Genomic DNA, 26078 nt, shown 5'->3' with positions numbered 1-26078 from the left:
AAAATAAAGTAAGCTTTATTTAATACATCACGATTGGCTATGTATTGAGTCATGCAATGGTTGGGGAACGAAGGCGAATCCTGACCTATGATTGATTAAGACCACATTGACAGGGAGAGTAACGGTGAGCGACGTGGAAAAGTTGGATTTAAATCTATTGAGCGTGTTCTTAGAAGTGTATCGATTAAAGTCGATCACGCTTGCATCAGAATCGCTTGGTATGACTCAGCCTGGGGTTAGCGGGGCATTGAAGCGATTGCAATCTCAGCTTGATACCGACCTGTTTATTCGTGAAGGGCGTGGGATTATTCCGACTAACGCTGCGGTGCAATTGGCAGACCGAGTAGAGCCTGCTCTAGAAGGGATAAGCAGCGCAGTAAGCACTTTAAAGACATTTGATAATCAGCAGCATCATGTGTTTCGTATCCTGGTGAATGAGATTGGATTAACCAAGCTTCAACCTCTCGTCGAGCAAGATGAGACGTTGGGCAATATCTCGATTGAATTCAATATGGTGCCGAACAACGAAGAAGAATTATTGCAAGGCTTGAGCATGCAACAAGCTGATTTAGCGATTGATATCCATTACCCGCAAGTTAACGGCTACATGAAGCAGCCGATGATTGAAGATGAGTTGGTGCTGATAGCTCGAAAGGGGCATCCGAGAATCAATGGCTCTGTGACGCAAGAGCAATATTACAACGAAAAGCATGTTACTTTTAGAATGCGTCGAACCCGTTTATACACGGCAGATTATTTTACCAAGTCGCCACTGAAACAGAGAAAAGTGAGTGCCGAGTGTGACTCGCTGATGACCATGTGTGTGCTGGTATCGGGCTCAGATTGTGTCGGCAGTACATCGCGTGATTTTGCCAATCAATTTTCCGAATCCTTCCAGCTTCAAGTCCTTGATCAGCCGTTTGAAATCTTACCTATGCAGCAATACATGATTTGGCATAAAAGAACCGATTTGAACCCTGCTCATCAGTGGCTGAGAAACAAGATTCAGCAATATATGGCTGATTAACGAGCCGCTCTTGCTGCTCGTTTCTGTTTGGCGCTCTCTATCATCTTAGAAGGCGTCATTCCTGTCACCAACATGGTGCCGGTGATAACCAGAATTGAACCAACAATCGTATTGATGCCAATTGCTTCATCTAAGAATAAGTTACCCCATAGAATACCAAATACCGGAATGATGAAGGTCACGGACAGGGCTGAAGGTGCGCCGAGTTCAGAGACGAGATTGAAGTAAAGTAGATACGCTAACCCAGTACATACCGCGCCTAATAAGACAACCGATGTAGTGATCGTAACGTCGGGTGTTTCTCTCATCGGAATAAAGAATACAAACGGCAAAACCAGCAATACCGCAGCCCACATGCTGCCATGAGCATTGTTGAATGCCTCAACTTTAGGGGCTTGTTTGGTATAGTTTGAAGCTATTCCGTAGCTAAACGCGGCCATCACCGCAGCAAAAATCGGAAGTACAGCCTCATGGCCAATGTTTATCGCATCCCAACCAACGAGTACTCCTACTCCCGCTACCCCAATCCCAAGTCCTACTAGAACTCTCGCCTCGAGTGCTGTTTTAATCCATATCGCACCAATGATTGCCGCCCATATTGGCGCGGTAGAATTCAAGATGGCTAGGGTCGAAGCGTTAAGTGTTTGCGCGGCATAAGCGAACAGTAAAAAGGGAACTGCGGTATTAAACAGCCCAAGAATAAAGAAGTGTTTAGCATGAGTGTTGAACGTCAGCTTTTTTCTTAAATACAAAGACACCAACATTAGCGTGATTGCTGCAAACAGTACTCTTGCTTCAATTAACACTGCTGGGCCCAATGGATTAGCGGCAATTCTCATGAACAGAAACGAACCGCCCCATATCGCAGCGAGAGTTATTAATTTTAGAAAGTTCACGGCTTATATCTCAGAATGTGTAAAACCCGACTATGGAGGAAAGATAACTATTACACAAACATAGATACCAATACTGTGCAGTTATGGACATAAAATCGAGTCCGTTAATCAGGAACAATTTCGATGAATTTCGTTCTGTTTATAGTTCCTTATTTGATGAGTAATCTAGCGTTAGACATCAAACTTAGGCAAACAAAATGAAGATTGAACACATCGCAATTTGGACCAAACAACTTGAAGTTCTGAAGCTATTTTATGAAGATTATTTCGGCGCGACATCGAACTCAAAATATCACAACCCAACTAAAGGGTTTTCTTCATACTTCCTCTCGTTTGATACGGGAAGTCGTTTAGAGATTATGGAAATGGACTCTGTCCCTGAATCGAAAGACGACATCTATGACCAGTTCACAGGCTTCATTCACATGGCGATATCATTAGGTTCGGAACAGGCGGTCGATCAACTGACTCAACACTTGGTCGAAGACGGCTATGAGCGCTTAGATGGCCCAAGAAGAACAGGCGATGGCTATTATGAGAGCTGTGTACTCGATCCGGATGGTAATCGTTTGGAACTTACCGTTTAATGTAGAGACTTAATTGAGTTACTCATCTACTAACGGAACTGAGGTATGACAATGATGAAGCTTGCTGTGACTTTCCTTTTTAGTCTTGGGCTTATGGGATGTGCTACCTCAGAACCGGTGTATGAGCAGGAGGCGGACTCAAAGCCTGAACCATCACAACCCATAGGTTACCTCGGTTTTAAAGCTCACCAAGAGTGGGCGATTCAATTCAATGATTGCACGGTCTACGATTTAATCGGTGCACAACCTTACCAGTGGTTTGATCGCACTTCAGCCTCTGTGAGCTGTTATACGTTTAAGCCAAACGATGCCATCGAGCCTTTATCTGTCTATGCCGACGCAAACTTCGACAGCAATAAGCTAGCCCCGATTAACCTATTTCAAGAGCTGCAGGTATCAGAGTCTGGCTGGGGCAAGTTTCCTGCCGTCTATGAGACCAACGGTACCAATTGGCTGAAAGTCAAAGAGGGTTGGATTCACCTCACACTAGCCGATCAGACACTCGTTCAGTTCTACCCTGGCACTCAAGACCAATCTGGCAAATCACTGCATGATCAGTATTTTGAACAGCATTGATCGTAATGCTGACTGTTGATTAGTCTTTAGATCGATCAAAAAAGATCTTTTAACTGTTGCTGAAACCGGTTTCAATCTGTATCTTTGCTTTTATTGAAATCGATTTCAGAGTTGTAATTGCAGCTCAAATTCTGATCTTTTTCACGAATAACTTGTAGTGAGTAATGGTATGAACAACGAATTTTCGAACGATTTTTTATGGGGCGGTGCAGTAGCAGCGCATCAACTAGAAGGCGGCTGGGATGCGAATGGTAAAGGTGTCAGTGTTGTTGATGTATTAACAGCGGGCGCTCATGGTGTACAACGTCGAATCACCGATGGCGTGATTGATGGCGAAAACTATCCTAACCAAGTCGCAGTGGATTTCTACCATCGCTACAAAGAAGACATTAAGTTATTCGCTGAGATGGGCTTTAAGTGTTTCCGTACCAGTATCGCGTGGACGCGTATCTTCCCAAATGGCGATGAAGCTGAACCGTGTGAAGCGGGATTAGCGTTTTACGATGATCTGTTTGACGAGCTGTTGAAATACGACATTCAGCCTGTGGTAACACTGAGCCACTTTGAAATGCCTTACCATCTAGCTAACGAATATGGTGGCTGGATGAACCGTAAAGTGATCGACTTCTTCGTTAAGTACTCAACTACGGTGATGGAGCGTTACCAGCACAAAGTGAAATACTGGATGACGTTTAACGAGATCAACAACCAGATGAACACCTCGGCAGACATCTTCGGTTGGTTGTGCTCTGGCGTGAAGTTCCCGCAATGTGAAAAGCCGCAAGAAGCCATGTATCAAGCGGTTCACCACCAGTTTGTTGCGAGTGCGTTGGTGGTTAAGAAAGGTCACGAGATCAATCCAAATCTTCAAATTGGCGCAATGTGTGCGATGGTGCCTTTCTATCCTCGTTCTTCAAAGCCAGAAGACATCATGGTGGCACAGCAAGCGATGCGTGACCGTTATTTCTTCTCGGATGTAATGGTGCGTGGTCATTACCCAAATTACGCTAAGCATGACTGGGCAATCAAAGGCTTCAATATTGAGATGCAGCCCGAAGATGAGCAGATCCTAAAAGAAGGCAAGGCTGATTACTTAGGCTTTAGCTACTACATGTCTAATACCTTGGATTCTTCTTCTCACCAATCGACTGAAGAAGCGATGGACGGCGGTCATGAAAACTCGGTCGATAACCCGTTTATCCAGTCTAGCGATTGGGGCTGGCCAATTGACCCAACCGGTTTGCGTTTCTGTTTAGCGTCTCTGTATGAACGTTATGAAGTGCCATTGTTCATCGTTGAGAACGGTTTTGGCGCTGTTGATACCATTGAAGAAGATGGCAGCATTAATGACGACTACCGTATCGCTTACCTTGGCGACCACATCAAAGAGATGAAAAAAGCCGTTGCGATTGATGGTGTTGATTTGATGGGTTACACCCCTTGGGGCTGTATCGACTTAGTTTCGTTCACCACGGGCGAGATGAAAAAACGCTACGGATTCATTTACGTAGATAAGCACAACGATCAATCTGGCTCACTAGAACGCAAGCGCAAGAAGTCTTTCGAGTGGTATAAAGGTGTGATTGCATCTAACGGTGCCACTATTTAGAATGCATTCCCCAGCGCAGTTATGTGAACTGTGAGCTGTCATTTTGCAATGAATTAGTCGGCCTATGTCGGCTAATTTTTTATAAAGGAAAAGAAGCGAATGGTAACCATGCTTGATGTCGCAAACCGCGCAGGCGTATCTAAATCGACCGTTTCTCGTGTCTTAAATGGCAAGAACATCGTGCGCCCAGATGTGGTGAAAAAGGTATTTGATGCGATTCAAGAAACAGGTTATCGACCGAACTTGTTGGCTCAGCAATTGGCGACCAAGAAGACCAACTTCATCGGCTTTGTTATCACCAATGAGTTGTTCAATGGCCCTTACTTCTCTTCCTTGATGTATCACGCGGCTTCTTATAGCGAAAAGTCGAATCACCAACTGGTGATCACCGATGGCAAACACAGCGCTGAAGACGAAATAAAGGCGATCAACTTCCTGCTGGATATGAAGTGCGCGGGCATCATCCTCTATCCGCAATGCTTAACCGAATGTGAGATTGCAAAGATCATCGACAGCACCGACACTCCGATTCTGGTACTCAACAGTGAAATGCCGTCGAAGCCCAATCATGCTATTACCACCGACCATTATCAGAGTGCTTGTTTGATGGTTGAACACATCATCGAGCAGGGTCATACCGATATTGCAGTGATTCGTGGTAAAGCCGGTTCTTCGACCGATGAGCTGCGTTACCAAGCCTATCAAGATGTGTTAACTAAACATGGTGTTGCATTGGATGAGTCCAACGTTGTTCAAGGTGATTGGACGATGGAGAGCGGTTATCACGCGGCTCAAGCTTTGGCAAAAAGCAGAACCACATTCACTGCTATCTTGTCTGAAAACGATGATATGGCGATTGGTGCGATTAAGGCGTTAACCGAACTTGGGTACTCATTGCCTCAAGATGTTTCGATCGTCGGCTTTGATAACAGCAAAGTGGGGGCGTTTTTAACGCCAAGCTTAACGTCTGTGAGTGTGCCATTAGAGCAAATGACGCAAAAGGCGATCCTGCAAATTGTCGGTGAAACAGAGCAAGCGACCACCATCAATACCACTGGTAGTTTGGTGTTACGTGATTCGATAGCGAAGCTAAATTAGCACTGTTCGAATTTCATATTTTACCTACAAAAAGTGACGAGCTGCGCATCTCTTAAACCAAGCTCAAACACTCCTTATTCACTGTTATTTAGATGTGCGATATTGCGTTTTTGGTCGATGAATTGACCACCATTAGTTAAGTAATGTGGAGCTAGATAAGTAATATGAAAATAGCTAATTGATGTGAGAACAGGTAAGTAACGTGAAAACAGAAAAACAAAAAATGCTAGCAGGTGAACCTTATCAGGCTTGGGATAAAGAGCTTTATGCAGCTCGTATCGAATGTCGCAAGGTGCTTCAAAAACTCAATAACAGTATTCCTGGCACATCTGAATGGGAAGCAGCAACGCAAGAGCTCATTCCGGACTGTGAAAATGCACATTTAGAACCTCCATTTCGTTGTGACTACGGCTCGAACATCAAGCTAGGCAAGAACTTCTACGCTAACTTTAACTGCGTGATTTTGGATGTGGCTGAAGTGACTATTGGCGATAATGTGCTGCTTGGTCCGAACGTTCAAATCCTGACTGCAGGTCACCCACTCGATGTGAAAGGCCGTGTAGAAGAAGGCGTTGAGTTTGGCACACCGATTAATGTTGGCAACAATGTTTGGCTTGGCGGTGGTGTAATTATCTGCCCCGGTGTCACCATTGGCGAAAACAGCGTGATTGGCGCGGGCAGTGTCGTAACCAAAGACATCCCAGCCAATGTGGTTGCAGTCGGTAATCCATGTAAAGTGCTGAAAGCGATCGATAACGAGTAATAATCAGATTGAATTGATAAAGCCCGAACCTAGGTTCGGGCTTTGTTTTTTCTATTCTTGCTAGATGCTAGATGCTAGATGGAACAGCTTGTTGTGCTTGCTTCTTATCTAACGCACCACTGAATCGAGTCAGAACAAGAGCGATCAGAACAATCACAGCACCTACCCAAGGGGTGTTCATTAATCCAGATTTTGCGACAATCAAACCACCGCCCCATGATCCCAATGCAATACCGACGTTGAAGGCTGCAATGTTCAACCCAGAAGCGACATCGACTGCGTCTGGTGTGTATTTCTCCGCAAGTTTCACAACATATACTTGTAGTCCTGGAACGTTACCGAATGCGAATGCACCCCAAACCAAAATGGTGGCAACAGCTGCATAAGGGTTTACTGCGGTAAAGTTGAATACCACCAGTACTGCGGCTAAACCAGAGAAGATAACGGTCAGTGCTTTAATTGGGCCCATCTTGTCGGCCATTTTACCGCCCCAGATGTTACCGACCGCTACTGACACACCGTAGACCAACATGATTAAGCTGATTGAGCTCGAATCAAACCCTGATACGTTTTCCAGTATTGGAGCAAGGAACGTAAACGCTGTGAATGTGCCGCCATAACCTAGTGCTGTGATAGCGTAAACCAACAGTAAGCGTGGTTGAGTTAGAACCTTTAGCTGTGCCGAAATCTTCGCCGCTGGTGGTTGCTTAAGGTTGCTTGGAACCAAGATAGCGCTACCGATAAGAGCAATAAGACCAAGCAGAGCAACGATCAAGAAGGTCGCTTGCCAGCCAAAGGTTTGGCCGATATAAGTGCCCAGTGGTACGCCGGTTACCAATGCAACCGTTAAACCCGTAAACATGATCGCAATGGCACTGGCTGCTTTATCTTTTGAAACCAAACCTGTCGCGATGGTCGATCCAATCGAGAAGAACACACCATGGGCAAGGCCAGTCAAAATTCGTGCGGCGATCAGCGTGTTATAGCCTGGAGCTTGCCACGCCAATAAGTTACCAATGACAAACAATGCCATCACGGTTAGCAATACCGCTTTACGATTCCACTTTCCGGTTAATGCCGTTAATACTGGTGCGCCAATAGCAACGCCAAGCGCGTATAAACTGACTAATAGGCCTGCCGATGGCAGAGATACATTCAAGTCGCTCGCCATGGTAGGAATCAAGCCTACGATGACAAATTCTGTGGTTCCGATGGCAAAGGCGCTGAGCGTCAATGCAAGTAATGCTAATGGCATAATCATCTCTCTTACTGTTCTTTGTTAAATACCGAGCGCGATAAAATGGGGCAGCTTGTGACTGCAATAGGAGCGCTTCGTTTGATGGCGAGGATTATCTAGCAAAATATATTTGTGAAAAATGCCATCATTAACAAATAACCTTTGTTAAATTTGCAATAATTGAAGAGTTAACCGATCATTGGATTAAGCTGATGAGATCGAAAAGACATAGATGATTTGAGCTGTGATGAGCACAAGCGAGATGACATTAAACAAAATGAAGATAGCGAAGGAGCCTTATGTTAACCCGTTCAGATGATTTAGAAATGGTACTCACCGTTGTCGATGCTGGTGGTTTTTCTGCGGCGGCAGAGGCGCTGGATGTGCAGGTCGCCAAGGTGTCTCGCTCCGTGAGTAAGGTTGAGTTACAACTCGGCGTCTCAATATTCAACCGAACAACGAGACGCGTGGAATTGACGGAAGAAGGACGGCAGTTTGTCGATTCAGTCAGGGTGGGATTACAGATGATTCAGAGCGCGGAAGAAGAAATCGTGTCGCGCGGTGAGTTGCCAAAAGGTCGTTTAAGAGTCGATGCCGCCAGTCCATTCGTATTCCATCAGCTAGTGCCTTTGGTGCAGTCATTCAAAGAGGCTTACCCAGACATTGAGTTGGAACTCACTTCCAACGAAGGCTTCGTTGATCTTCTGGAAAAGAGAACTGATGTTGCGATTCGAATCGGTAAGTTGTCCGACTCAACACTGCACGCGCGCCCGTTAGGAAAAAGTTTACTCCATATTGTGGCGTCACCTGATTATCTCGCTAAGCGTGGGCTGCCCACCAAACCTGAAGATTTGAGTTCACATCAAATTGTGGGTTTTGCAGGGAACAAAGTGCTTAACCATTGGCCTTTACCAAACCAAAGTTATGTCGCGCCTACCGTGACAGCCAGTAATGGTGAAACCGTGCGTCAACTGGCATTAGCTGGAAATGGGATTGCTTGTTTATCGGGTTTTATGGTGCAGGAAGATATGGCTGCGGGTCGCCTAATCCCTATTCTGGAACAAGACAAACTTGCCAACACAGACCGAGAGCGAGTGAATGCGGTTTACTACAAGTCGTCATCGGTCTCTAAACGTATCTCGGCGTTTATCGACTTTATTCAGCCCCGTTTGAGCTTGTAGGGAAGGCTTGTGTAGGGACGATAAACGTTATGTAGCGTGAACAATGTTTTCGGTGTTGATCCTTACATGCCCCTTAGATGAACAACAGCTTTAGCGCTTACGTAAGTAATGAGTTTGCACAATCTCATATAAGTAAGTCGACACGCCTGTTAGTGTGAAATCAAGCGGTGAAACTAGATCTCCAAACAATGGTGAAGCATCACCCAGACCGAACAGACTCACCATCGAAATGGTAGAAAACCCGCTAAGTTTATATTGCCTGACACTCACTCAACTTAGGTGATTTGTAGGTCAATTTACTGATCTTCAAATTTATACTGGATAATTACCTATAAATTTCAGGATTTAGCAGTAATAATCAATGAATAGATCGGAATAGCTTGTTCATTGAAAAGCTGTACGGAAAGTTTCTAAAGACGCATCGTGAAAAGGAAGTCAGATACATGCCTGTGCTCCAACGCATCAGTTTAACGTTAATCTTAATCGCCGTTTTAGGTGGGTGTTCTTCACTTCCTGAAGGCATCGATCATCCAACAGAACCGCCAACCTCTCCTGCACCTAGTTCTTTATCGGTTCTAACCAATGAATTTCAGCCTGAAGCTTTAGAGCAAGGCACCACTGCGGTTCGTCTGCAAGAGTCTGGTTGGGATGCCTTGGCACAGCGATTAGCGCTGGTCGAAAGTGCCGAGCACACCATCGACATTCAATATTACATCTGGAACTCTGACGAATCGGGCAGCTATCTCGCTAGCCGTTTATTAGCAGCGGCCGAGCGCGGAGTGAAGGTTCGCGTAATGCTGGATGATATCAACCTCAACGAACGTGAAGGTTTGTTGTCGGCACTGGATGCGCACCCTAATGTCGAGATTCGTATCTTCAATCCAACGCCAACACGCCGTGGTTTCAGTAAATGGTTGAGCTTTGTCGGTGACTTTTCTCGTTTAAATCGCCGTATGCACAATAAGTCGTTTACCGTAGATGGTACCTTGTCTGTGGTGGGTGGCCGTAATATCGGTGATGAATACTTTGACCTTTCTGATGAAATCAATTTCCGAGACCGCGATGTATTAGTTATGGGCTCGGTAGTTAACACCATCCAAACCAGTTTTGTTGAATACTGGAACAGCCGTTGGTCTTACCCTGTCGATATGCTGGGTGATGACGAACAACCTGATCTCTCGAAGATAGATAATATTGTCGTTCCGCATTATCAAAATTATCCTGAATTACCATTAGATCGTAAGGCTGCTGATAGTTTACTGAAAGAGGTGGTTGGTGAGATGACTTGGGTGAATGCGCGTTTTGTTTATGATCAACCCGTCCCTGATGACTCCGATAATACTGATGAACCAAAAGCGACCGCGATTCTTCTAGGTAAGTTAGCGAGCGAATCGAAACAAGAGATCTTATTGGAATCGGCTTACCTTGTATTCGATGATGGTCAGCTTGAAGAGTGGCAGGGATTGAACAACAAAGGGGTTGAGATAAAAACGCTAACGAACTCTATGGCGTCTAATGATCTGGTGACCAATCACTCCGCTTATGCGGGCAGACGTTACGATATGTTGGAGCATGGTATCGACCTGTTTGAGCTAAAACCAGAATCTAAGCTTTGTGAAGCATCGACTCAGGACTTGTCGAAATGTGCACCTGAGACGGCCTATGGCTTGCACGCAAAATCAGTCGTATTCGACCGCAGCATCGCGAGCATCGGTTCATTTAACTTCAACTTGCGTTCTACCTACCTCAATACTGAATCGGTTTTGATCATCGAGAATAAAGAGATTGCTGAAACGTTAGCAAAAACTATTGAGCAAGCAATGAGTGACGACAATAGCTGGCGTTTGGAACTGGAAGACGGTGATGTGTATTGGTATTCAGGCGATCAAAGCTGGGACAGCGAACCAGAAACGGGTAAGTGGGAACGCATGCAATCAGGTTTCCTACAGTTGTTACCGATTGAGAAATATCTGTAAGCTAGCCGCCTCCGGATAAATAAAAATGTCAGCGTATATTACGCTGACATTTTTGTTTGTACTGCTGTTTGCTGTGGTTTGTTGCAAGCTCTTAACGGCTTAACGGCTTAACGGCTTAACGGCTTAACGGCTTAACGGCTTAACGCTTGGTCAGCTGCTTGCTGTTCAAGTAAGGCAGGATATGCGGGCGAGATTCGCCAGACAGCTTTTGCGTGATCTGCTGTGACCAACTGCTCTGTTTTTGGTTGCTTGAACGGTTTGCGTAGTAGCTTTGCATCGAATCATCGTAGCTGGCAATGTCATCTAGGCTCAGCGGTTGGTATTGGTTTTCGTGCATCACTACATGAGCAGGGAGGCGAGGCTTCACCTCTGGTTGTTGTGCCGGATGACCTAAGCACATTCCGAACAATACGGCGGTGTGTTGTGGCAGTTCTAACAGTTCATCGACTTGTTGTGCGCTGTTACGCAGCCCGCCAATGTACACGCCACCTAAACCTAGAGACTCAGCTGCCAGCATGCAGTTTTGCGCCATGATGCCAGAATCTACCGCGCCAATCAGGGTCAGTTCAGTAAAGTCGGTTTTCACTTCAGGGTTGATTTTAGCGTGGCGTTGATAGTCGATACAGAACACTAAAAACTCAGCCGCATTCTCAACGTAAGCTTGGTTACCTGCGTATTCAGCTAACAGTTTGCGCTTCTCTGTGTCTGTCACTCTCACGATAGAAACAGCTTGCAGTAAGCTCGATGATGAAGCCGCGAGACCAGCCTGAATAATCACATCAAGTTGTGCTTTTTCAATCGGTTGATTTGTATATTGACGAATGGAGCGGTGCCCCAGAATAGTTTCAATCGTGCTGTTCATAACTCTCAGACAGTCCTTGTGATGATGGCGTAGAGAATCACAATAACGACAATTACCATGAGCGTAAAGGGTGTTCGAGCCTTTCTGGTTGACATATTTCAGCAGCGTCAGCCCAGTTTTTGAGATTCTATTTATAATCGATTAATGCCAGCTGCTATGCCGCTGGCATTTCCTTTTTGAGCGAAACTTGCTTCGAAATAGGCACTAAATGATAAAAACTGTCGGATAAAATAGGGCATACTGGACTCAATATATAAACCCAAGAAAGTAACCACGCGCATGAATCCAATCTGCCTCAACGACCCTTTTTCTCTTCCTAATGGCCAAGTGATCAAAAATCGCCTGTTCAAATCGGCAATGAGTGAACAGCTAGGTGATAAACATCATAACCCTAAGCAAGGTTTAGTCACGCTTTACCAGCGTTGGGCTCAAGGAGGAATTGGCCTATCCATGACGGGCAACGTGATGGTCGATAGAGGTGCGCTTGGTGAACCTAAAAACGTGGTGTTAGATGAGCAAAGTGACTTAAGCGTATTTCGTGAGTGGGCGAAGGCTGGAACACAAAATGGTTCGCAGATATGGATGCAATTGAACCACCCAGGAAAGCAAATCCCTAAATTCTTATGTGATAGCCCGGTTGCTCCTTCGGCTATCTCTTTAGAGCGTGGATTAGAAAAAGGTTTCAATACGCCACGAGCTCTGACTGAGACGGAAATAATCGCAATCATTGATAAATTTTCGCTGAGTGCAAAGCTTGCAAAACAAGCAGGCTTTACTGGCGTGCAGATTCACGGTGCTCATGGTTATCTCGTGAGTCAGTTTTTGTCTTCGAGACACAATCAACGCCAAGACAAATGGGGTGGCTCACTCGAAAACAGACTTCGTTTCGTGCTTGAGGTTTATCGCGCGATTCGAAAAGAGGTCGGTGAAGATTTCCCTGTCGGAATTAAGCTCAACAGCGCTGACTTTATGAAAGGTGGCTTCACTGAAGAAGAGTCGATGCAGGTTGTTCAAACACTGAGTGATAACGGTATCGACCTGATTGAGATCTCTGGCGGCACCTATGAAAGTCCATCAATGATGGGTTCAAAGAGCAAAGCTGAACCAATCAAGGCCAGCACGGTAAAACGTGAAGCGTATTTTATGGATTACATGGTGAAGGCGAGAAAACTCGTCAGCACTCCGCTGGTGGTCACGGGTGGTTTTCGAACTGCGCAAGCAATGAATGAAGCATTAAACTCCTCGGCGACCGATTTTATTGGTATTGCGCGCACAATGGCGGTTGATCCTGATTTCCCAAACAAGTTAATTGAAAACCCTAGCCACGGCATGCCGCTAACGGTGCCAACCACAGGAAAACCCGCATTAGACAAAGTGGCGATGGTCGGGCTGGTTTGGTATGAACATCAGATGTGGCGCATTGCCTCTGGCAAGAACGCCGACCCAAAACTAAGCGCACTCGGTGTGGTGTTAAAAACAATTTTCAGCGCTGGTTGGCACGCTTTCAAAAAGCGCAGAGCGTAAGCAGTCATGGATTGTTAAAGCAGAACTTTGAGGAATTGAAGTTCTGCTTTTTTGTTTGTCTCCTTTTAAGTTCTCGATAAATACATCGCAGAGCACCCTCAGCCAGCTTAGCTGTGGTACTAATCTAATACCAACATGAGCATTGGTTATAGTGTTCATAAGTGGCAAATCAGAGTAGACCAACTAGGATGAATTGAATTAAACCCTAAAATTAATTCAACAACATGGTAGTTGCTATGAAGAAAATAACCCTCTTATCTGTCGCGATCTTATCCAGTCTCTCTTTCTCATCTTTTGCTAAAGATTGTGATCCCAACTTGCTGCCTTCTTGGAAGGACAGCGAGAGCAAATCCGCTATCGTCGACTTTGTTGGGCAAGCCACTAAAGCTGAGTCTGATACGTTCGTGGCAATTGAAGATCGCATTGCCGTGTTCGATAACGACGGTACGCTTTGGTCGGAAAAGCCTTATTACTTCCAATTAGCCTTTGCACTAGATCGTGTAAAAGAGATGGCGCCTGATCACCCTGAATGGAAAACCGAAGCACCGTTTAAGTTTGTACTCGAAGATGATATTGAGAGCGTTCTGGGCAGCGGTGAAGAAGGGCTATTGAAAATCATCATGGCGACACATTCTGGTATGACTGTTGAGCAATACCAGCAAGACGTTGAGCAATGGCTGACGGTAACAAAAGATAAACGCTTCAACAAAGCCTACACAGACCTTACTTATCAGCCAATGAAAGAGATGCTGACTTACCTGCAAGAGCATGACTTTAAGACTTATATTGTGTCGGGCGGAGGCGTTGATTTCATGAGAGCGTGGGCTCCACAAGCTTATAATATTCCTACAGAGCAAATCATCGGTAGCGCGCTTAAATACAACTACAGCTACAACGATGGTAAGCCAACCGTTACTAAAGACTCGTCCATTTTGACCATTGATGACAAAGCCGGAAAGGTCAGCAATATTCAGCATATTATCGGCAAGAAACCTATTCTAGCGGTCGGCAACTCAGACGGTGACCAAGCGATGATGCAATGGGCTACGAGCCAACCCAACTCAATGGCGATGATTGTTCATCACACTGATGCTGAGCGCGAGTGGCAGTACGATCGTGAGTCTCACGTTGGCAAGCTTGATAAAGCGCTAGATGAGGCGAATTCCAGAGAGGATTGGACACTGATCGACATGAAATCAGATTGGTGTGAGGTGTACTAACGCCAAGTATACCCTTGGTCAAAACTTCAAAGGCTCGGATTTTAAATTCGAGCCTTTTTTGTGAGCGGAGGTTTTGGGAATGAACGGTTTGAAAGCAATCGTTTGAAAGGAATAAGGTGTTATGGGTTCGCTTTAAGCAAGAACGTACTATAAATTTTCAATGCATGACGGTTTAATCGAGTTAGTCGGAAATTAAAGGAATAGCAAAATGAAAACGATCGGTTTGCTCGGCGGTATGAGTTGGGAGTCGACAGTGAGCTACTACAAATCCATCAACGAGGGCGTTAAAGCCACACTCGGCGGGCTCAATTCTGCAAAGGTTTGTATGTACAGCGTGAACTTCGATGAGATAGAAAAGCTTCAACATCAAGGTCGCTGGGCTGAGACGGCGGGTATCTTATCGGACGCGGCTTTATCGGTAGAGAAAGCCGGAGCGGACTTCATCCTGATCTGTACCAATACCATGCATAAGGTCGTTCCTGAGATCGAAGAGAAGATCACGATTCCTATCTTGCACATCGCTGATACCACAGCGCAGAAACTGCTGGAACAAGGAGTGAAGAAAGTCGGATTACTCGGCACGGCTTTCACGATGGAACAAGATTTCTATAAAGGCCGCCTGACTAACAAATTCGGTATCGATGTGGTGATTCCTGATGAGAGTGACCGAGAGAAAGTCCACAACATCATTTATCAAGAGCTGTGTCGAGGCCAAGTAAAAGAAGAATCTCGAGATGTATACCGTCAAATCATTGAGAAGCTAGGCCAACAAGGTGCAGAAGCCGTCATTCTGGGCTGTACTGAAATCGCCCTCCTGATTCAGCAGCAACACACTGATGTTCCCTTGTTTGATACCACAGCCATTCATGCAGAAGCCGCGGTGAGCTTGGCGACGAGCGATTAGCATCTAGCTCTTATTCTTAGTTCTATAGCTGTCCTATTTTCGTTCTTGTACGATTTTCATTCGTTGAAGTGAAGGTTTTTTGTACAAAAGCAGGTCGTTAATTAAAGAAGCGATGCTTTGTTCATTAACCAAGGCCTTATCGGTAGGTAAGGTTTTAGTTAATGATTGAGGTATCCGCGCTTTTAAACACTATGCTTTAGTCATGACCGAAAGAGGATTTATTATGAAATGGCTTATCTTATCTGTAACGCTGTTATTCGTGGCAGGATGCCAATCGACGGGCTCTCAAGAAGCACAAGTCGGTGACGACATGAATCGAGTTCATACTCAGGGGTGCAGTAGCTAACTGGTCCTTTCAAATATGTTTTAGCTGCTCTTGCTAGAACCACTTCTTATAAAGCCTTGTGTTCTCACAAGGCTTTTTATTTTCTACAAAATCTAAAAACTGATTCGACTATATTGCGGATTATCAACGAATGCTGACGTTGATACGCTTTGGTGTATTCACGCACGCTCTGTGCTTGTAGACCGGAGATACCAATATGAAATATGAGGGAAAAGTATATCGTCCATGGATAGAGGCGAAGAGCATTCTTATTCAAACCACATTAGGTTGCAGCATCAACACGTGCACGTTCTGTAATATGTTCAGCGATAAGCGATTTAAGGTTCGCGACATTGAAGACGTGTATAAAGATATTGAAGAAGCGCGCCTAATATACCCTTACGTTGAATCGATTTTCCTTATTGATGGCAACGTGATGGCGGCTCGTACGGATTATCTGCTTAAGGTCTTGGATAAGCTTCGTCACACCTTTCCTGAAAGTAGAAAAATATCACTCTATAGCGGTTTGAATGATTTCCGTCGGAAGAGCTTGAGTGAGCTTAAGGAGCTGAAAAGTGCAGGGTTGAGCATGGCGTATGCGGGTCTTGAGTCTGGTGATCCTGTTGTGCTCGATAATATCAAAAAGCGTATGACACCAGAGCAAGCGATTGAGGGCATGGCACTGGCAAAAGAGGCAGGTATCGAAACTCTATTGTCGTTTATTTTTGGACTCGGCGGTCGTGAGCGTTCCCGCGAGCACATTGTCGAGACAACAAGGTTGCTGAATATCATGAAACCTGAGCAGATAGCGCCAATGGCGTTAGCAATACAACCAGGAACGATTTTGGAGCAGCAAGTTAATGACGGTACGTTCATCATGCCGACTCAACTTCAGATCTTAGAAGAGGAAAAATACTTACTCGAAAACCTCAATATCGATACTTTCTATTGGGGTGACCACGGTAACAACATCGTGACTCAGAAAGGCTTCCTACTTGATTCTAGAGAGCAGTTCTTAGCCAAGGTGAATCATGCGATCACATCTAATCCAATGGCGAAGGATAGCGTGATTCAAACTTTTGCCTGGTAGATAACTGATAGCTGAAAGGTCTCATTCAAAATTTAGACCTGTTCGCTGGATTCAAATCCAACAAGATAAAAGTAGTGCTTACGAGAATTCATGATTCTCGTGAGCCTATATCGTTACTGAGACAATTCAATTTAACACCCTCGATTTTGTAGGGGGATGTTGTAAATTTGTGAATCTAAATTGTCTATATTCTACGCTGTGTACTGGATCTCATTTGTCATTTGACTCCCTTGCTAAGGTTAATAATGAATGCGTAATACCAATCACTTTACTCAACTTAAGAGGTTTCTATGCTAGGTGAAAATCATTCTCTTGTTCACGAATTTCCTGAAATGAAAGATAAAATTGCTGAGCTTGTTAAAACTGACGATGGCTTTGCAGCAGACATGAAGACGTACGACAACCTTGATAAAGAGATTCGTAAGCTTGAGCTGAAAGATTCACCCATTGATGACGGCTCGATGCACCAACTGAAACATGATCGTTCTGTACTGAAAGATGCACTGCATGCACGTTTAACTGGCTAGTGAGTTGGTAATTTTGCTGACTAGCTAAATGGCGAATTGCAGACTTAGACAAAAAAACTCCTTCGGGAGTTTTTTTTCGTTTTGGCTCAATCACTTCTTCACAATTCAACTGAGTTAATACGTTGTATTATTATGTGAATGACGCATAATGAGGGTTACTGGTACGCGATTTTTAAGATTTTATTGGTAATCTCATGAATATTGAACACCTCAAATTGTTTGTTCGTTTAGCTTCCACACATAACATCAGCATGGCTGGGCAAGAGCTTGGTTTGTCTCCTGCTGTTGCAAGCTCGCACATCAGTAAACTGGAAGACAATTTAGGCGTTCGCTTGGTCCACCGAACCACTCGTAAGGTCTCTTTAACCGAAGAGGGGGAAGCATTCTTACCTCATGCTGAAGAAGTGTTATCGAGCGTGGATGCTGCCAAATCGGCGGTCGGTGTGGGTTGTGATTCTCCAACCGGAACGTTGCGAGTTACCGCATCTGCGTCTTTTGGACGTTTGCATCTTGTTCCTGCCTTACCTGGATTCTTAGAGCGCTACTCTGGGTTAAAAGTCGATCTCAGGCTATCAGATTCGATGGTGGATGTTGTTGAGGGTGGCTTTGATATCGCGATTCGTATCTCGGAGCTGAAAGACTCGACTCTGATTGCCCGAAAACTTGCGACAGACAAGCGTATTGTGTGTGCATCGCCTGATTACTTAATCAAATATGGTAAGCCAGCCACACCTCGAGATCTTAACGATCATCAATGTATTAGCTTAATTGGTTTAGAAAACTGGACCTTCAATGCTGAAAGCGGGCCTAAGACGATTAAGGCATCTGGGTCGTTCAGGGCAGATAACGGGGAAGCACTGCGTGACGCAGCCTCAGGTGGTATGGGGATCACGGTGACATCGAATTGGTGTGCCTATGAACAACTGAAAAGCGGTCAGCTGGTTCAAATATTAGAAGATTACCCATTAACATCAGAGCCTGCAATTTGGGCTGTGTACCCAAGCACAAGGTTACTTGCACCAAAGGTGAGAGCCTTCATTGACTACTTCTCTGAATATTATGGTAATCCGCCGTATTGGGAGAAAACATAGAGACAAACGTTATTAAAGCGCTGACATGGTGAGCGTTTTTAAATGTGTTGTTTCGTTGAGATAAAGAATAGCAACCTTTTGTGAAGTTGATAATCAACCGGATTAATAAAACACTATTTAGTTTTTGTTGAAAATAGAGGTGTGAATAAAGTCTCAGGCTGAGCGGAATAGTAGACAATAAAAAAGCTTAGCGTGGGGAGCGCTAAGCTTTGTCATTATTTATATTCAGGAGCGGATGGTTTTGCTAGAAGAACTAACCGACTTGAGAAAAGTTCACCACAGTGCTTTCAAGATTCTCTTTTAAGTAGCTAGAAACTGCATGCTGCTCTGTTTCACTTAAGTACAGGCCAAGCTTGGTTCTGCGCCACAAGATGTCTTCGTCAGTCATCGCCATCTCTTCATTGATCAAGTAATCGATCTCAGCTTGATAAACGCCGTGTGCTTCGCTTGAGAATTGGGTACCAAGATCAGCTTCGCTCGTTGCACCTTCCAGCAGCTTCCAAGTGTAAGTACCAAATTGAGTCACATAACGTAGTAACAGTGCTTCTGATATCCAAGGGTACTTGGTGTGGATCATCTTAGCGAGCTGTTCTCTGCTGCAGCTGAAGTTACCACCCGGTAGTGTGTCGTTAGCTGTCCAAGGTGCGCCCATGTGTTTCAGGTAAGGTTCTAGCTTGTTCAGTGCCGCTTCGCCGAGTTTACGATAAGTGGTCAACTTGCCACCGAAGATCGAAAGCAGTGGTGCTTGATCTAGCTCTGCGTCCAATTCCAATGTGTAGTCACGAGTGATCGCTTGTGGTGAATCAGATTCGTCGTCACAAAGCGGCCTTACGCCACTGTATGTCCAAACCACGTCTTCACGGCCAAGCTGTTTAACAAAGTGCTGGTTAACGATATCAATCAAGTAATCTACTTCGACATCATCAATTGCGACGTTACGTGGGTCGCCTTTGTATTCAAGGTCGGTAGTGCCGATGATCGAGAACTTATCTAGGTAAGGGATCATGAACACAATACGATTGTCTTTGTTTTGCAGAATGTACGCTTGTGGTTCGTCGTGAATGCGTGGCACAACAATGTGCGAGCCTTTGATCAGACGAATATTACGAGGCGAAGCCTGCTCTAAACCATCATCAAAGAACTGTTTCACCCAAGGGCCAGCTGCGTTGACCAATGCTTTCGCTTTGCGCTCGAAACGTTGGTTTGTCATCACATCAAGAATCGTTACGTGCCAAATGTCGCCTTCGCGGTGCGCTTTTTCAACTCGGCAGTAGTTGCGTATTTCTGCGTTGTTTTCTTTCGCCGCTAATACGTTCAGCAATACCATACGCGCATCATCGACCCAGCAGTCTGAGTATTCGAAACCTGTTTTCATTTCTGGCTTCAGTAAACCTGATTGAGCCAAGTTCACCGTTTTACTTCCAGGAAGCGTCGTACGTTTACCTAAGTTATCGTAAAGGAATAGGCCACAGCGGATCATCCAAGCCGGGCGTAAAAATGGTCGGTGCGGTAAACGGAAACGCATTGGTTGTGCAACATGAGGTGCTTTTCTCAGCAACACTTCACGCTCTGCAAGTGCTTCTGAAACTAAACGAAACTCATAATGTTCAAGGTAACGTAAGCCACCGTGGATTAGCTTTGAACTTGCAGAAGACGTCGCAGAGGCGAAATCATTTGCTTCGTATAAACCAACGTTTAGACCACGACCAGCAGCGTCTGCCGCGATACCCGCACCATTGATGCCGCCGCCAATAACGATTAAGTCTAGAGTTGAAGATGTACTATTGTTTGAATTAGTTTGTTGAGCACTCATGGTTTTGACCTCTTTCTGAGCGAACGAGCATTTTAGAACATAATTGAATCGTATATTAACTTTCGTTTGCGGTCATTTATTATTTTCGTTTATGCGCGTTTTATGTGATTTGCGCATAAAAAAACCTTCGCTTATGACAGCGAAGGTTCCAAATAACTCTCATTCGAGCATAGAAGTGATATTAATCATGTTCAAGTGCGACTTTCCAAGTAACAAAAAAGCCCATTATCGATAAAGTGATCTATCAATAATGGGCTCTTTTAATGAACATGATTTCTGAGCGTTTTTTTATTCGTCCGACGCTAGTGGTTGAGACGCGGTCTCGATCACTTCCAATGGGATCGATGAATCCTTGAGGATGTTCAGGATCTCTTCTGGTGGCTGTTTATTGGTGAACACCATGTGTGCTTGAGAGATGTTACCCAGCTTAACCATTGCGTTGCGACCAAACTTACTGTGGTCGACTGCCAGGAAGATGCTGCGGCTGTTTTCGATGATAGCTTGCTTCACTCGAACTTCATGGTAGTCAAAATCAAGCAGTGAGCCGTCAAAGTCGATGCCGCTGATCCCTAGAATGCCGAAATCGAGGCGGAACTGCTTCACGAAATCGAGTGTTGCTTCACCCACGATACCGCCATCACGGTTTCTTACCTCGCCACCTGCCAAGATAACTTTTATCTCTGGGTTTGGTAGCAGGATACTGGCAACGTTGATGTTGTTAGTCACGACTCTGAGTTGTTTGTGGTTCTTGTTCAGCGCGCGCGCCACCGATTCTGGCGTAGTGCCGATATCAACGAACAAGGTTGCACCATCTGGAATGTGTTTTACCAGCTCGTCGGCAATCACATCTTTTTCATTGAAGTTAAGCGCTTTACGCGTGTTGTAAGAGGTGTTTTCTGAGCTAAGAGGAATGGTTGCACCACCGTGATAACGACGGATTTTGTTGCTATCAGCCAGCTCATTGAGGTCTCGTCTGATGGTTTGTGGGCTAACATCGAACTTCTCTACGAGCTCTTCGGTGCTCACATATCCTTGTGTTTTTACCAGGTCTACAATCTGCTGGTGTCTTGGTATTTGCTTCACTTAACTTACCACTCCCTGCGCGCTGCAATACTTTAGCGCACCTAATTCTAAATATTACCTCGCGCTATTGTGCTCGAATTGATACTCAGAGAGAAGTAATGATGGTAAGGAATTATGTCTAAACCGCAAAAACGTTGATCAAAACATGAAAAAAAGGCCCCAAACGCAAAAAAGAGCACAAAATAGTGCTCTTTTTAGTTTCGTTTGCTGAGGTTCGAGCAATCTAATCGATGAGGCTGCTCGAGTTCCTAGGTCAACGATTAATGATTAACGATGAGCTGAATACTCAGTATTACTCTTCGTCGTCATCGTGCAGTTCAGACCAAACCTGTGCACACTTGATAGCACGTTTCCAACCTTTGTAACGGCGGTTACGCTTCTCTTCGTCGTGGTGCGGCATGAATGTGCGGTCAAGAACGGCTTTGTCTTGAAGCTCATCGATGTTGTCCCAGAAACCAACTGCTAGACCAGCAAGGTATGCTGCACCCAGAGCCGTTACTTCAGTTACTTCAGGACGGTGAACTTCTGTATCTAGTACGTCTGATTGGAATTGCATTAGGAAGTTGTTCGCTACTGCACCACCATCAACACGTAGGTTTGCTAGCTTGATGCCAGAGTCCGCTTGCATCGCATCCAATACGTCACGAGTTTGGTAAGCAATACCTTCCAGTGTTGCACGGATGATGTGGTTAGAGTTAACACCACGAGTCAGGCCAACAATCGTACCGCGAGCGTAAGCATCCCAGTATGGTGCGCCTAAACCAGTAAACGCAGGGACTACGTAAACGCCGTTTGAAGAATCCACTTTCGTTGCGAAGTACTCAGAGTCTTCTGCGCCAGCCAGTAGCTTCATTTCATCACGTAGCCATTGGATTGATGCGCCGCCCATGAATACTGCACCTTCAAGTGCGTATGCAGGCTCACCTTTAGGACCACATGCTAGCGTTGTTAGTAGGCCGTTCTTTGATGTTACTTTCTCTTGGCCTGTGTTCATTAGAAGGAAACAACCTGTGCCGTAAGTGTTCTTAGCTTGGCCTGCTTCTACACACATTTGACCGTAAAGTGCAGCTTGTTGGTCACCTGCAATACCCGCGATTGGGATACGAGTACCGCCTTTACCACCAAGGTTCGTTTGACCGTAAACCTCAGAAGAGCGCTTCACTTCAGGCATCATGATTGCTGGAATGCCCATTTCATCAAGTAGCTTCTGATCCCAGCATAGGTCGTTGATGTTGAACAACATAGTACGTGACGCGTTGGTGTAATCCGTAACGTGTACACGTCCTTGAGTCATTTTCCAAACCAACCAAGTATCAACCGTACCGAACAATAGTTTGCCAGCTTCAGCGTCTTCGCGAGCGCCTTCAACGTTGTCTAGAATCCATTTTACTTTTGTACCTGAGAAATACGGGTCAAGGACTAAGCCTGTATTGTCACGTACGTAGTCTTCTAGGCCACGCGCTTTTAGGTCTTCACAGATGTCTGCAGTACGGCGACACTGCCATACGATTGCGTTATAAACAGGCTTGCCTGTCTCTTTGTTCCAAACAATGGTGGTTTCACGTTGGTTCGTGATACCAATGCCCGCTAGCTCATCGCTGCGGATGCCTGCTTTAGCAAGAGCTTCAACCAATGTAGAGCTTTGAGTTGCCCAGATTTCCATTGGATCATGCTCAACCCAACCCGCTTTCGGGTAAATCTGAGTGAATTCTCGTTGAGAAGAACTAACGATGTTTGCATCGTGATCGAGGATTACAGCGCGAGAACTTGTGGTGCCTTGGTCTAGGGCAACAATGTATTTTTGCTCGGTCATGGTAAGAATCCTTTTTCTTTCGTTATTTATATTTTAGTAAATGTAAGGTCGCTTAGGGATTAAGCTTGAGCTTGTTCAGCTTCTTCTTCTGTTTCACATTGGTTTGGAATTGTGCAGCCTTGGCCTTCTACTGGTAGGTAAGCACCGATAACACGTGGGTACAACCAACCACCAAAACACGCACCAGCAATTGGAGCAAGAATTGGAACGATGAAGTAAGGAATATCACGAGCACCGCTTAGTGCGAAATCCCAACCTGCAAAGTAAGCGAACAGTTTTGGTCCGAAGTCACGAGCAGGGTTCATTGCAAAGCCCGTCAGTGGACCTAAAGAACCACCGATAACCGCGATAAGAATACCGATCAGTAGAGGGTTCATTGCACCGCGAGATGCGCCGTTGTTCTCATCACCTAACGCTAAAATGGCAAACATCAACACTGCAGTAATCACGAATTCCACAGCAAAAGCGCCGAAGAAAGAAAGTGAAGCATGTGGGTAAGTCGAGAAGATACCAGCAGTTGATAGTGCGTCTTGGCTGCTACGAACAAAGTTATGTGCGATTTCGTAGTCAGTAAATAGGTTGCTGTACAGGCTGTAAACCAATGCTGCAGAGCAGAAAGCGCCAAGCAGTTGCGAAATGATGTAAGGCACCACTTTCGCTTTATCAAAACCATGGAACATGGCCAGTGCAATCGTTACGGCTGGGTTGATGTGTGCGCCTGAAACGCCGGCAGTACAGTAAATTGCAATCGCAACACCGAAGCCCCAGATGATGCTGATTTCCCATTGTCCGAATGTCGCACCGGTTAATACCAGAGCGGCCACACAGCCAACGCCAAAGAATATGAGTAATCCTGTACCGATAAATTCAGCCAAGCATTGCCCAAATAAAGAAGGGTGTTTGTTTGTTGTCATGTTCGAGTCCTTTTTAGTTTTGCTTATCTAGCACGTGTATTGTGCATATATTTGCGAACTCGAAAATAAACGAACATAAAAAGTGAGCGTTTGAGCATAAAATTGTTAATTAAAGTCACTTGAAATGTTAATCCGAACACTTTTGCTCGAAAAAGATGCTCGCATGAACGTCATTGCTCGAATTGATAGGTTGCGAAGCCGCTCAAACTACCTATATGTAAATGAATGCGCAACTGGTACGAGGAGTTTATGTTTGGATTTGTGATGCTACTTCGTGAGTGGCGGATTATTAGACTTAATTAGGGAGGGCTGTGTGATGTTTTTGCTATGTAACAAGGGCGTTAACAAATGAGCTTATATGCATAAATGAATAAACTGCCAACTATGTTGTAGTTTGGCAGTTTTCATTTGGGTGTATGTTCTTGTTATACGAGACGAACTTACCGCTCTAAACCAGAGCTGCCACTTTTCCTTTCGCAACCAATTGATATCGAACCGAGTCATACGCCCAGTTGAACGCAATCGCGTAAAGTACGAAGAAAATAACTAGGCCGATGTCCATGATCAGTACGGTTAGGAAGTCGAGTTGTAGAACCCACATCAAGACAGGTAGAGTCACTGTCATTAAGCCAAGCTCAAAACCTAATCCGTGCAGGATACGTGTTTTCGTGGTTCTTTTGCTTCGGTCTGCTCCGTAAATTTTGTCGTAGCCATAGTTGTAAACGTAGTTCCAAGCCATCGCTATCAATGATATTGCGAGCGCTAAGCCTGCCATTTCACCTGCGCCGTTTCCTGTAATATAGGTTGCAAGCCCTGCCATCAAAACCAAAGCAACCAATTCAAATAGCACCATGTGCAACATGCGTTCTTTATGTGACATTTTTCTAACTCTCTTTACGATTAAATAGCCGCCGATGGGCTAATGACTTGGCTAAATAATATCTACTTAAGTGATAATATAAAGATAGTTAGCATCACATATAGTGATAGTAAGTTTTGGGAGACACCGAATGTACAACATTGAACAACTGAAAATGTTTGTGTATGCCGTTGAATTAGGGTCATTTTCTGCCAGTGCTCGTCATTTGGGGAAGGTGCAGTCGGCGGTGAGCCAAGGCATCAGTAATCTTGAAATAGATTTTAATGTTGAGCTTTTTGATCGTTCGACTCGAAAGCCTTCACTAACCAAAGCGGGCGAGCAGTTATTTAAACAGGTGAAAGCGATCGTGCTTCAGGTTGAAGATCTGAATGTGACGGTTAGTGCGATGGGCAGTGGTGAAGAGGGGCTCATCAAAATTGCATTAGATGATTCACTATTGGTCCCGAATCTATCTAAGATCCTTAGTCAGTTCAGTCAACAATTCCCTGCGACTGAAGTGGAACTGGTTGCGTGTACCACGACAGAGGTCAATCCGTTAATTATCGAAGAGAGGGCCGACATTGGATTAATGTTTACTAACTTGGCTTTTGATGTCGGTTCTGAGCCTTGCTTTATCGGTCACTTACCGTTTATTGCTGTGTGTCATCCAAGTCATGCGCTCGCAAAAACAGGTGTGGCGAAACTCTCTGACTTACTCCCGCATCGTCAGTTAATGTTGAGGGGAGACAAAGGTAAGGTGATGGATCAGTTTCCGCTGATTGCCGGAAAGGTATGGTGGTCAAACAGCTTTATCGTCATTAAAGAGATGATTCTTGGTAGCGATATCGGTTGGGCATACTTACCGAAACACCTTGTTGAAGAAGAGCTTATTAAACAGCGCTTGGTAGAGGTGAATGTGTCATTTGACCATAAAACTTGGTCGCCTCCGGTTGATCTTGTTCTGTCTAAAACACGCTCAAAAGGTCCTGCATTACTTTGGCTTGAACAAGCATTGAAAGGCCTATTAGACGAAACTGAATAAAGAAAAGGCTCACCGTTTAACGTGTGAGCCTTTCTGTTCAAAGTGATGCTGCTTTTTGTTA

The 26078-nt window shown here is 44.9% G+C and carries 24 protein-coding genes; 16 read left to right on the top strand and 8 right to left on the bottom strand.

Annotation, left to right across the window (positions count from 1 at the left end; all coding sequences use genetic code 11):
- Positions 1-124: 124 nt before the first annotated feature.
- A complete protein-coding gene (locus tag AB6D06_RS10600; RefSeq protein ID WP_017059462.1) occupies positions 125-1027 on the top strand; it encodes a LysR family transcriptional regulator in 903 nt (300 codons plus the stop codon).
- Here the strand turns inward: AB6D06_RS10600 and AB6D06_RS10595 are convergent.
- Positions 1024-1923 carry a DMT family transporter gene (locus AB6D06_RS10595; protein WP_372110189.1) on the bottom strand — a complete coding sequence of 300 codons (900 nt, stop codon included), beginning with the start codon at positions 1921-1923 and terminating at the stop codon, positions 1024-1026. The two genes, AB6D06_RS10600 and AB6D06_RS10595, sit on opposite strands and share 4 nt — an antisense overlap.
- A gap of 197 nt (positions 1924-2120) precedes the next feature.
- Between AB6D06_RS10595 and AB6D06_RS10590 the strand changes: the two genes are divergently transcribed.
- From AB6D06_RS10590 to AB6D06_RS10570, 5 genes are all read left to right on the top strand, one after another.
- Positions 2121-2510 carry a VOC family protein gene (locus tag AB6D06_RS10590; RefSeq protein WP_372110188.1) on the top strand — a complete coding sequence of 130 codons (390 nt, stop codon included), beginning with the start codon at positions 2121-2123 and terminating at the stop codon, positions 2508-2510.
- A 51-nt stretch (positions 2511-2561) separates the two neighbouring features.
- Complete coding sequence (locus AB6D06_RS10585) at positions 2562-3086, top strand: hypothetical protein (protein ID WP_029235182.1); 525 nt, start codon at positions 2562-2564, stop codon at positions 3084-3086.
- A 169-nt stretch (positions 3087-3255) separates the two neighbouring features.
- Entirely contained in the window at positions 3256-4695 is a 1440-nt protein-coding gene (locus AB6D06_RS10580) for a 6-phospho-beta-glucosidase (RefSeq protein WP_171732906.1), read from the top strand.
- A 99-nt stretch (positions 4696-4794) separates the two neighbouring features.
- On the top strand, positions 4795-5793 hold the full coding sequence (locus AB6D06_RS10575; RefSeq protein ID WP_372110187.1) for a LacI family DNA-binding transcriptional regulator: 999 nt from the start codon (positions 4795-4797) through the stop codon (positions 5791-5793).
- A gap of 202 nt (positions 5794-5995) precedes the next feature.
- A complete protein-coding gene (locus AB6D06_RS10570) occupies positions 5996-6556 on the top strand; it encodes a sugar O-acetyltransferase (protein ID WP_017064028.1) in 561 nt (186 codons plus the stop codon).
- Positions 6557-6623: 67 nt separating this feature from the next.
- On the opposite strand, the gene AB6D06_RS10565 is transcribed toward AB6D06_RS10570, so the two are convergent.
- On the bottom strand, positions 6624-7811 hold the full coding sequence (locus tag AB6D06_RS10565) for an MFS transporter (RefSeq protein WP_017062388.1): 1188 nt from the start codon (positions 7809-7811) through the stop codon (positions 6624-6626).
- A gap of 281 nt (positions 7812-8092) precedes the next feature.
- Between AB6D06_RS10565 and AB6D06_RS10560 the strand changes: the two genes are divergently transcribed.
- Positions 8093-8974 carry a LysR substrate-binding domain-containing protein gene (locus AB6D06_RS10560; protein WP_372110186.1) on the top strand — a complete coding sequence of 294 codons (882 nt, stop codon included), beginning with the start codon at positions 8093-8095 and terminating at the stop codon, positions 8972-8974.
- A gap of 443 nt (positions 8975-9417) precedes the next feature.
- Entirely contained in the window at positions 9418-10950 is a 1533-nt protein-coding gene (locus AB6D06_RS10555) for a phospholipase D family protein (RefSeq protein WP_372110185.1), read from the top strand.
- 139 nt (positions 10951-11089) lie between these two features.
- On the opposite strand, the gene nfsA is transcribed toward AB6D06_RS10555, so the two are convergent.
- Positions 11090-11812, bottom strand: a complete 723-nt coding sequence (gene nfsA / locus AB6D06_RS10550; protein ID WP_372110184.1) for an oxygen-insensitive NADPH nitroreductase — start codon at positions 11810-11812, stop codon at positions 11090-11092.
- Between the two features lie 279 nt (positions 11813-12091).
- Between nfsA and AB6D06_RS10545 the strand changes: the two genes are divergently transcribed.
- The 7 genes from AB6D06_RS10545 (at position 12092) to AB6D06_RS10515 (ending at position 18493) form a co-directional block, all read left to right on the top strand.
- Positions 12092-13336 carry an NADH:flavin oxidoreductase/NADH oxidase family protein gene (locus tag AB6D06_RS10545; RefSeq protein WP_102483340.1) on the top strand — a complete coding sequence of 415 codons (1245 nt, stop codon included), beginning with the start codon at positions 12092-12094 and terminating at the stop codon, positions 13334-13336.
- 236 nt (positions 13337-13572) lie between these two features.
- Entirely contained in the window at positions 13573-14556 is a 984-nt protein-coding gene (locus tag AB6D06_RS10540) for an HAD family hydrolase (RefSeq protein ID WP_372110183.1), read from the top strand.
- A gap of 208 nt (positions 14557-14764) precedes the next feature.
- On the top strand, positions 14765-15460 hold the full coding sequence (locus AB6D06_RS10535; RefSeq protein ID WP_372110182.1) for an aspartate/glutamate racemase family protein: 696 nt from the start codon (positions 14765-14767) through the stop codon (positions 15458-15460).
- Between the two features lie 223 nt (positions 15461-15683).
- A complete protein-coding gene (locus AB6D06_RS10530; RefSeq protein WP_258182976.1) occupies positions 15684-15806 on the top strand; it encodes a hypothetical protein in 123 nt (40 codons plus the stop codon).
- Between the two features lie 196 nt (positions 15807-16002).
- On the top strand, positions 16003-16875 hold the full coding sequence (locus AB6D06_RS10525; protein ID WP_372074172.1) for a radical SAM protein: 873 nt from the start codon (positions 16003-16005) through the stop codon (positions 16873-16875).
- Between the two features lie 290 nt (positions 16876-17165).
- Positions 17166-17402, top strand: a complete 237-nt coding sequence (locus AB6D06_RS10520; protein ID WP_017067743.1) for a YdcH family protein — start codon at positions 17166-17168, stop codon at positions 17400-17402.
- A 194-nt stretch (positions 17403-17596) separates the two neighbouring features.
- Positions 17597-18493: a LysR family transcriptional regulator gene (locus AB6D06_RS10515; RefSeq protein ID WP_372110181.1), complete on the top strand. Its 897-nt coding sequence runs from the start codon at positions 17597-17599 to the stop codon at positions 18491-18493.
- A gap of 253 nt (positions 18494-18746) precedes the next feature.
- Here AB6D06_RS10515 and glpD read toward each other — a convergent pair whose 3' ends face one another.
- From glpD to AB6D06_RS10490, 5 genes are all read right to left on the bottom strand, one after another.
- Positions 18747-20306, bottom strand: coding sequence for a glycerol-3-phosphate dehydrogenase (glpD, locus tag AB6D06_RS10510; RefSeq protein WP_372110180.1), 1560 nt, complete (start codon positions 20304-20306; stop codon positions 18747-18749).
- 288 nt (positions 20307-20594) lie between these two features.
- Positions 20595-21389, bottom strand: a complete 795-nt coding sequence (locus AB6D06_RS10505) for a DeoR/GlpR family transcriptional regulator (RefSeq protein WP_004740378.1) — start codon at positions 21387-21389, stop codon at positions 20595-20597.
- A gap of 292 nt (positions 21390-21681) precedes the next feature.
- Positions 21682-23202 (bottom strand): glycerol kinase GlpK, encoded by a 1521-nt coding sequence (gene glpK, locus AB6D06_RS10500; protein ID WP_372110179.1) that lies wholly within the window; start codon positions 23200-23202, stop codon positions 21682-21684.
- A 59-nt stretch (positions 23203-23261) separates the two neighbouring features.
- Positions 23262-24116, bottom strand: a complete 855-nt coding sequence (locus AB6D06_RS10495) for an MIP/aquaporin family protein (RefSeq protein ID WP_004732234.1) — start codon at positions 24114-24116, stop codon at positions 23262-23264.
- Between the two features lie 448 nt (positions 24117-24564).
- Positions 24565-24996, bottom strand: coding sequence for a PACE efflux transporter (locus AB6D06_RS10490; protein ID WP_017066100.1), 432 nt, complete (start codon positions 24994-24996; stop codon positions 24565-24567).
- 130 nt (positions 24997-25126) lie between these two features.
- Here AB6D06_RS10490 and AB6D06_RS10485 point away from each other — a divergent pair, with 130 nt between their 5' ends.
- The gene (locus AB6D06_RS10485; protein WP_017066099.1) at positions 25127-26017 is read left to right on the top strand and encodes a LysR family transcriptional regulator; all 891 of its coding nucleotides are present in this window, start codon (positions 25127-25129) and stop codon (positions 26015-26017) included.
- Positions 26018-26078: the final 61 nt, after the last annotated feature.

It is taken from the genome of Vibrio sp. 10N.239.311.G01 (assembly GCF_041465805.1).
GTDB lineage: Bacteria > Pseudomonadota > Gammaproteobacteria > Enterobacterales > Vibrionaceae > Vibrio > Vibrio crassostreae_C.
The sequence above is the reverse complement of the archived record's forward strand: the minus strand, read 5'-3'. Positions and strand labels throughout refer to the sequence as shown.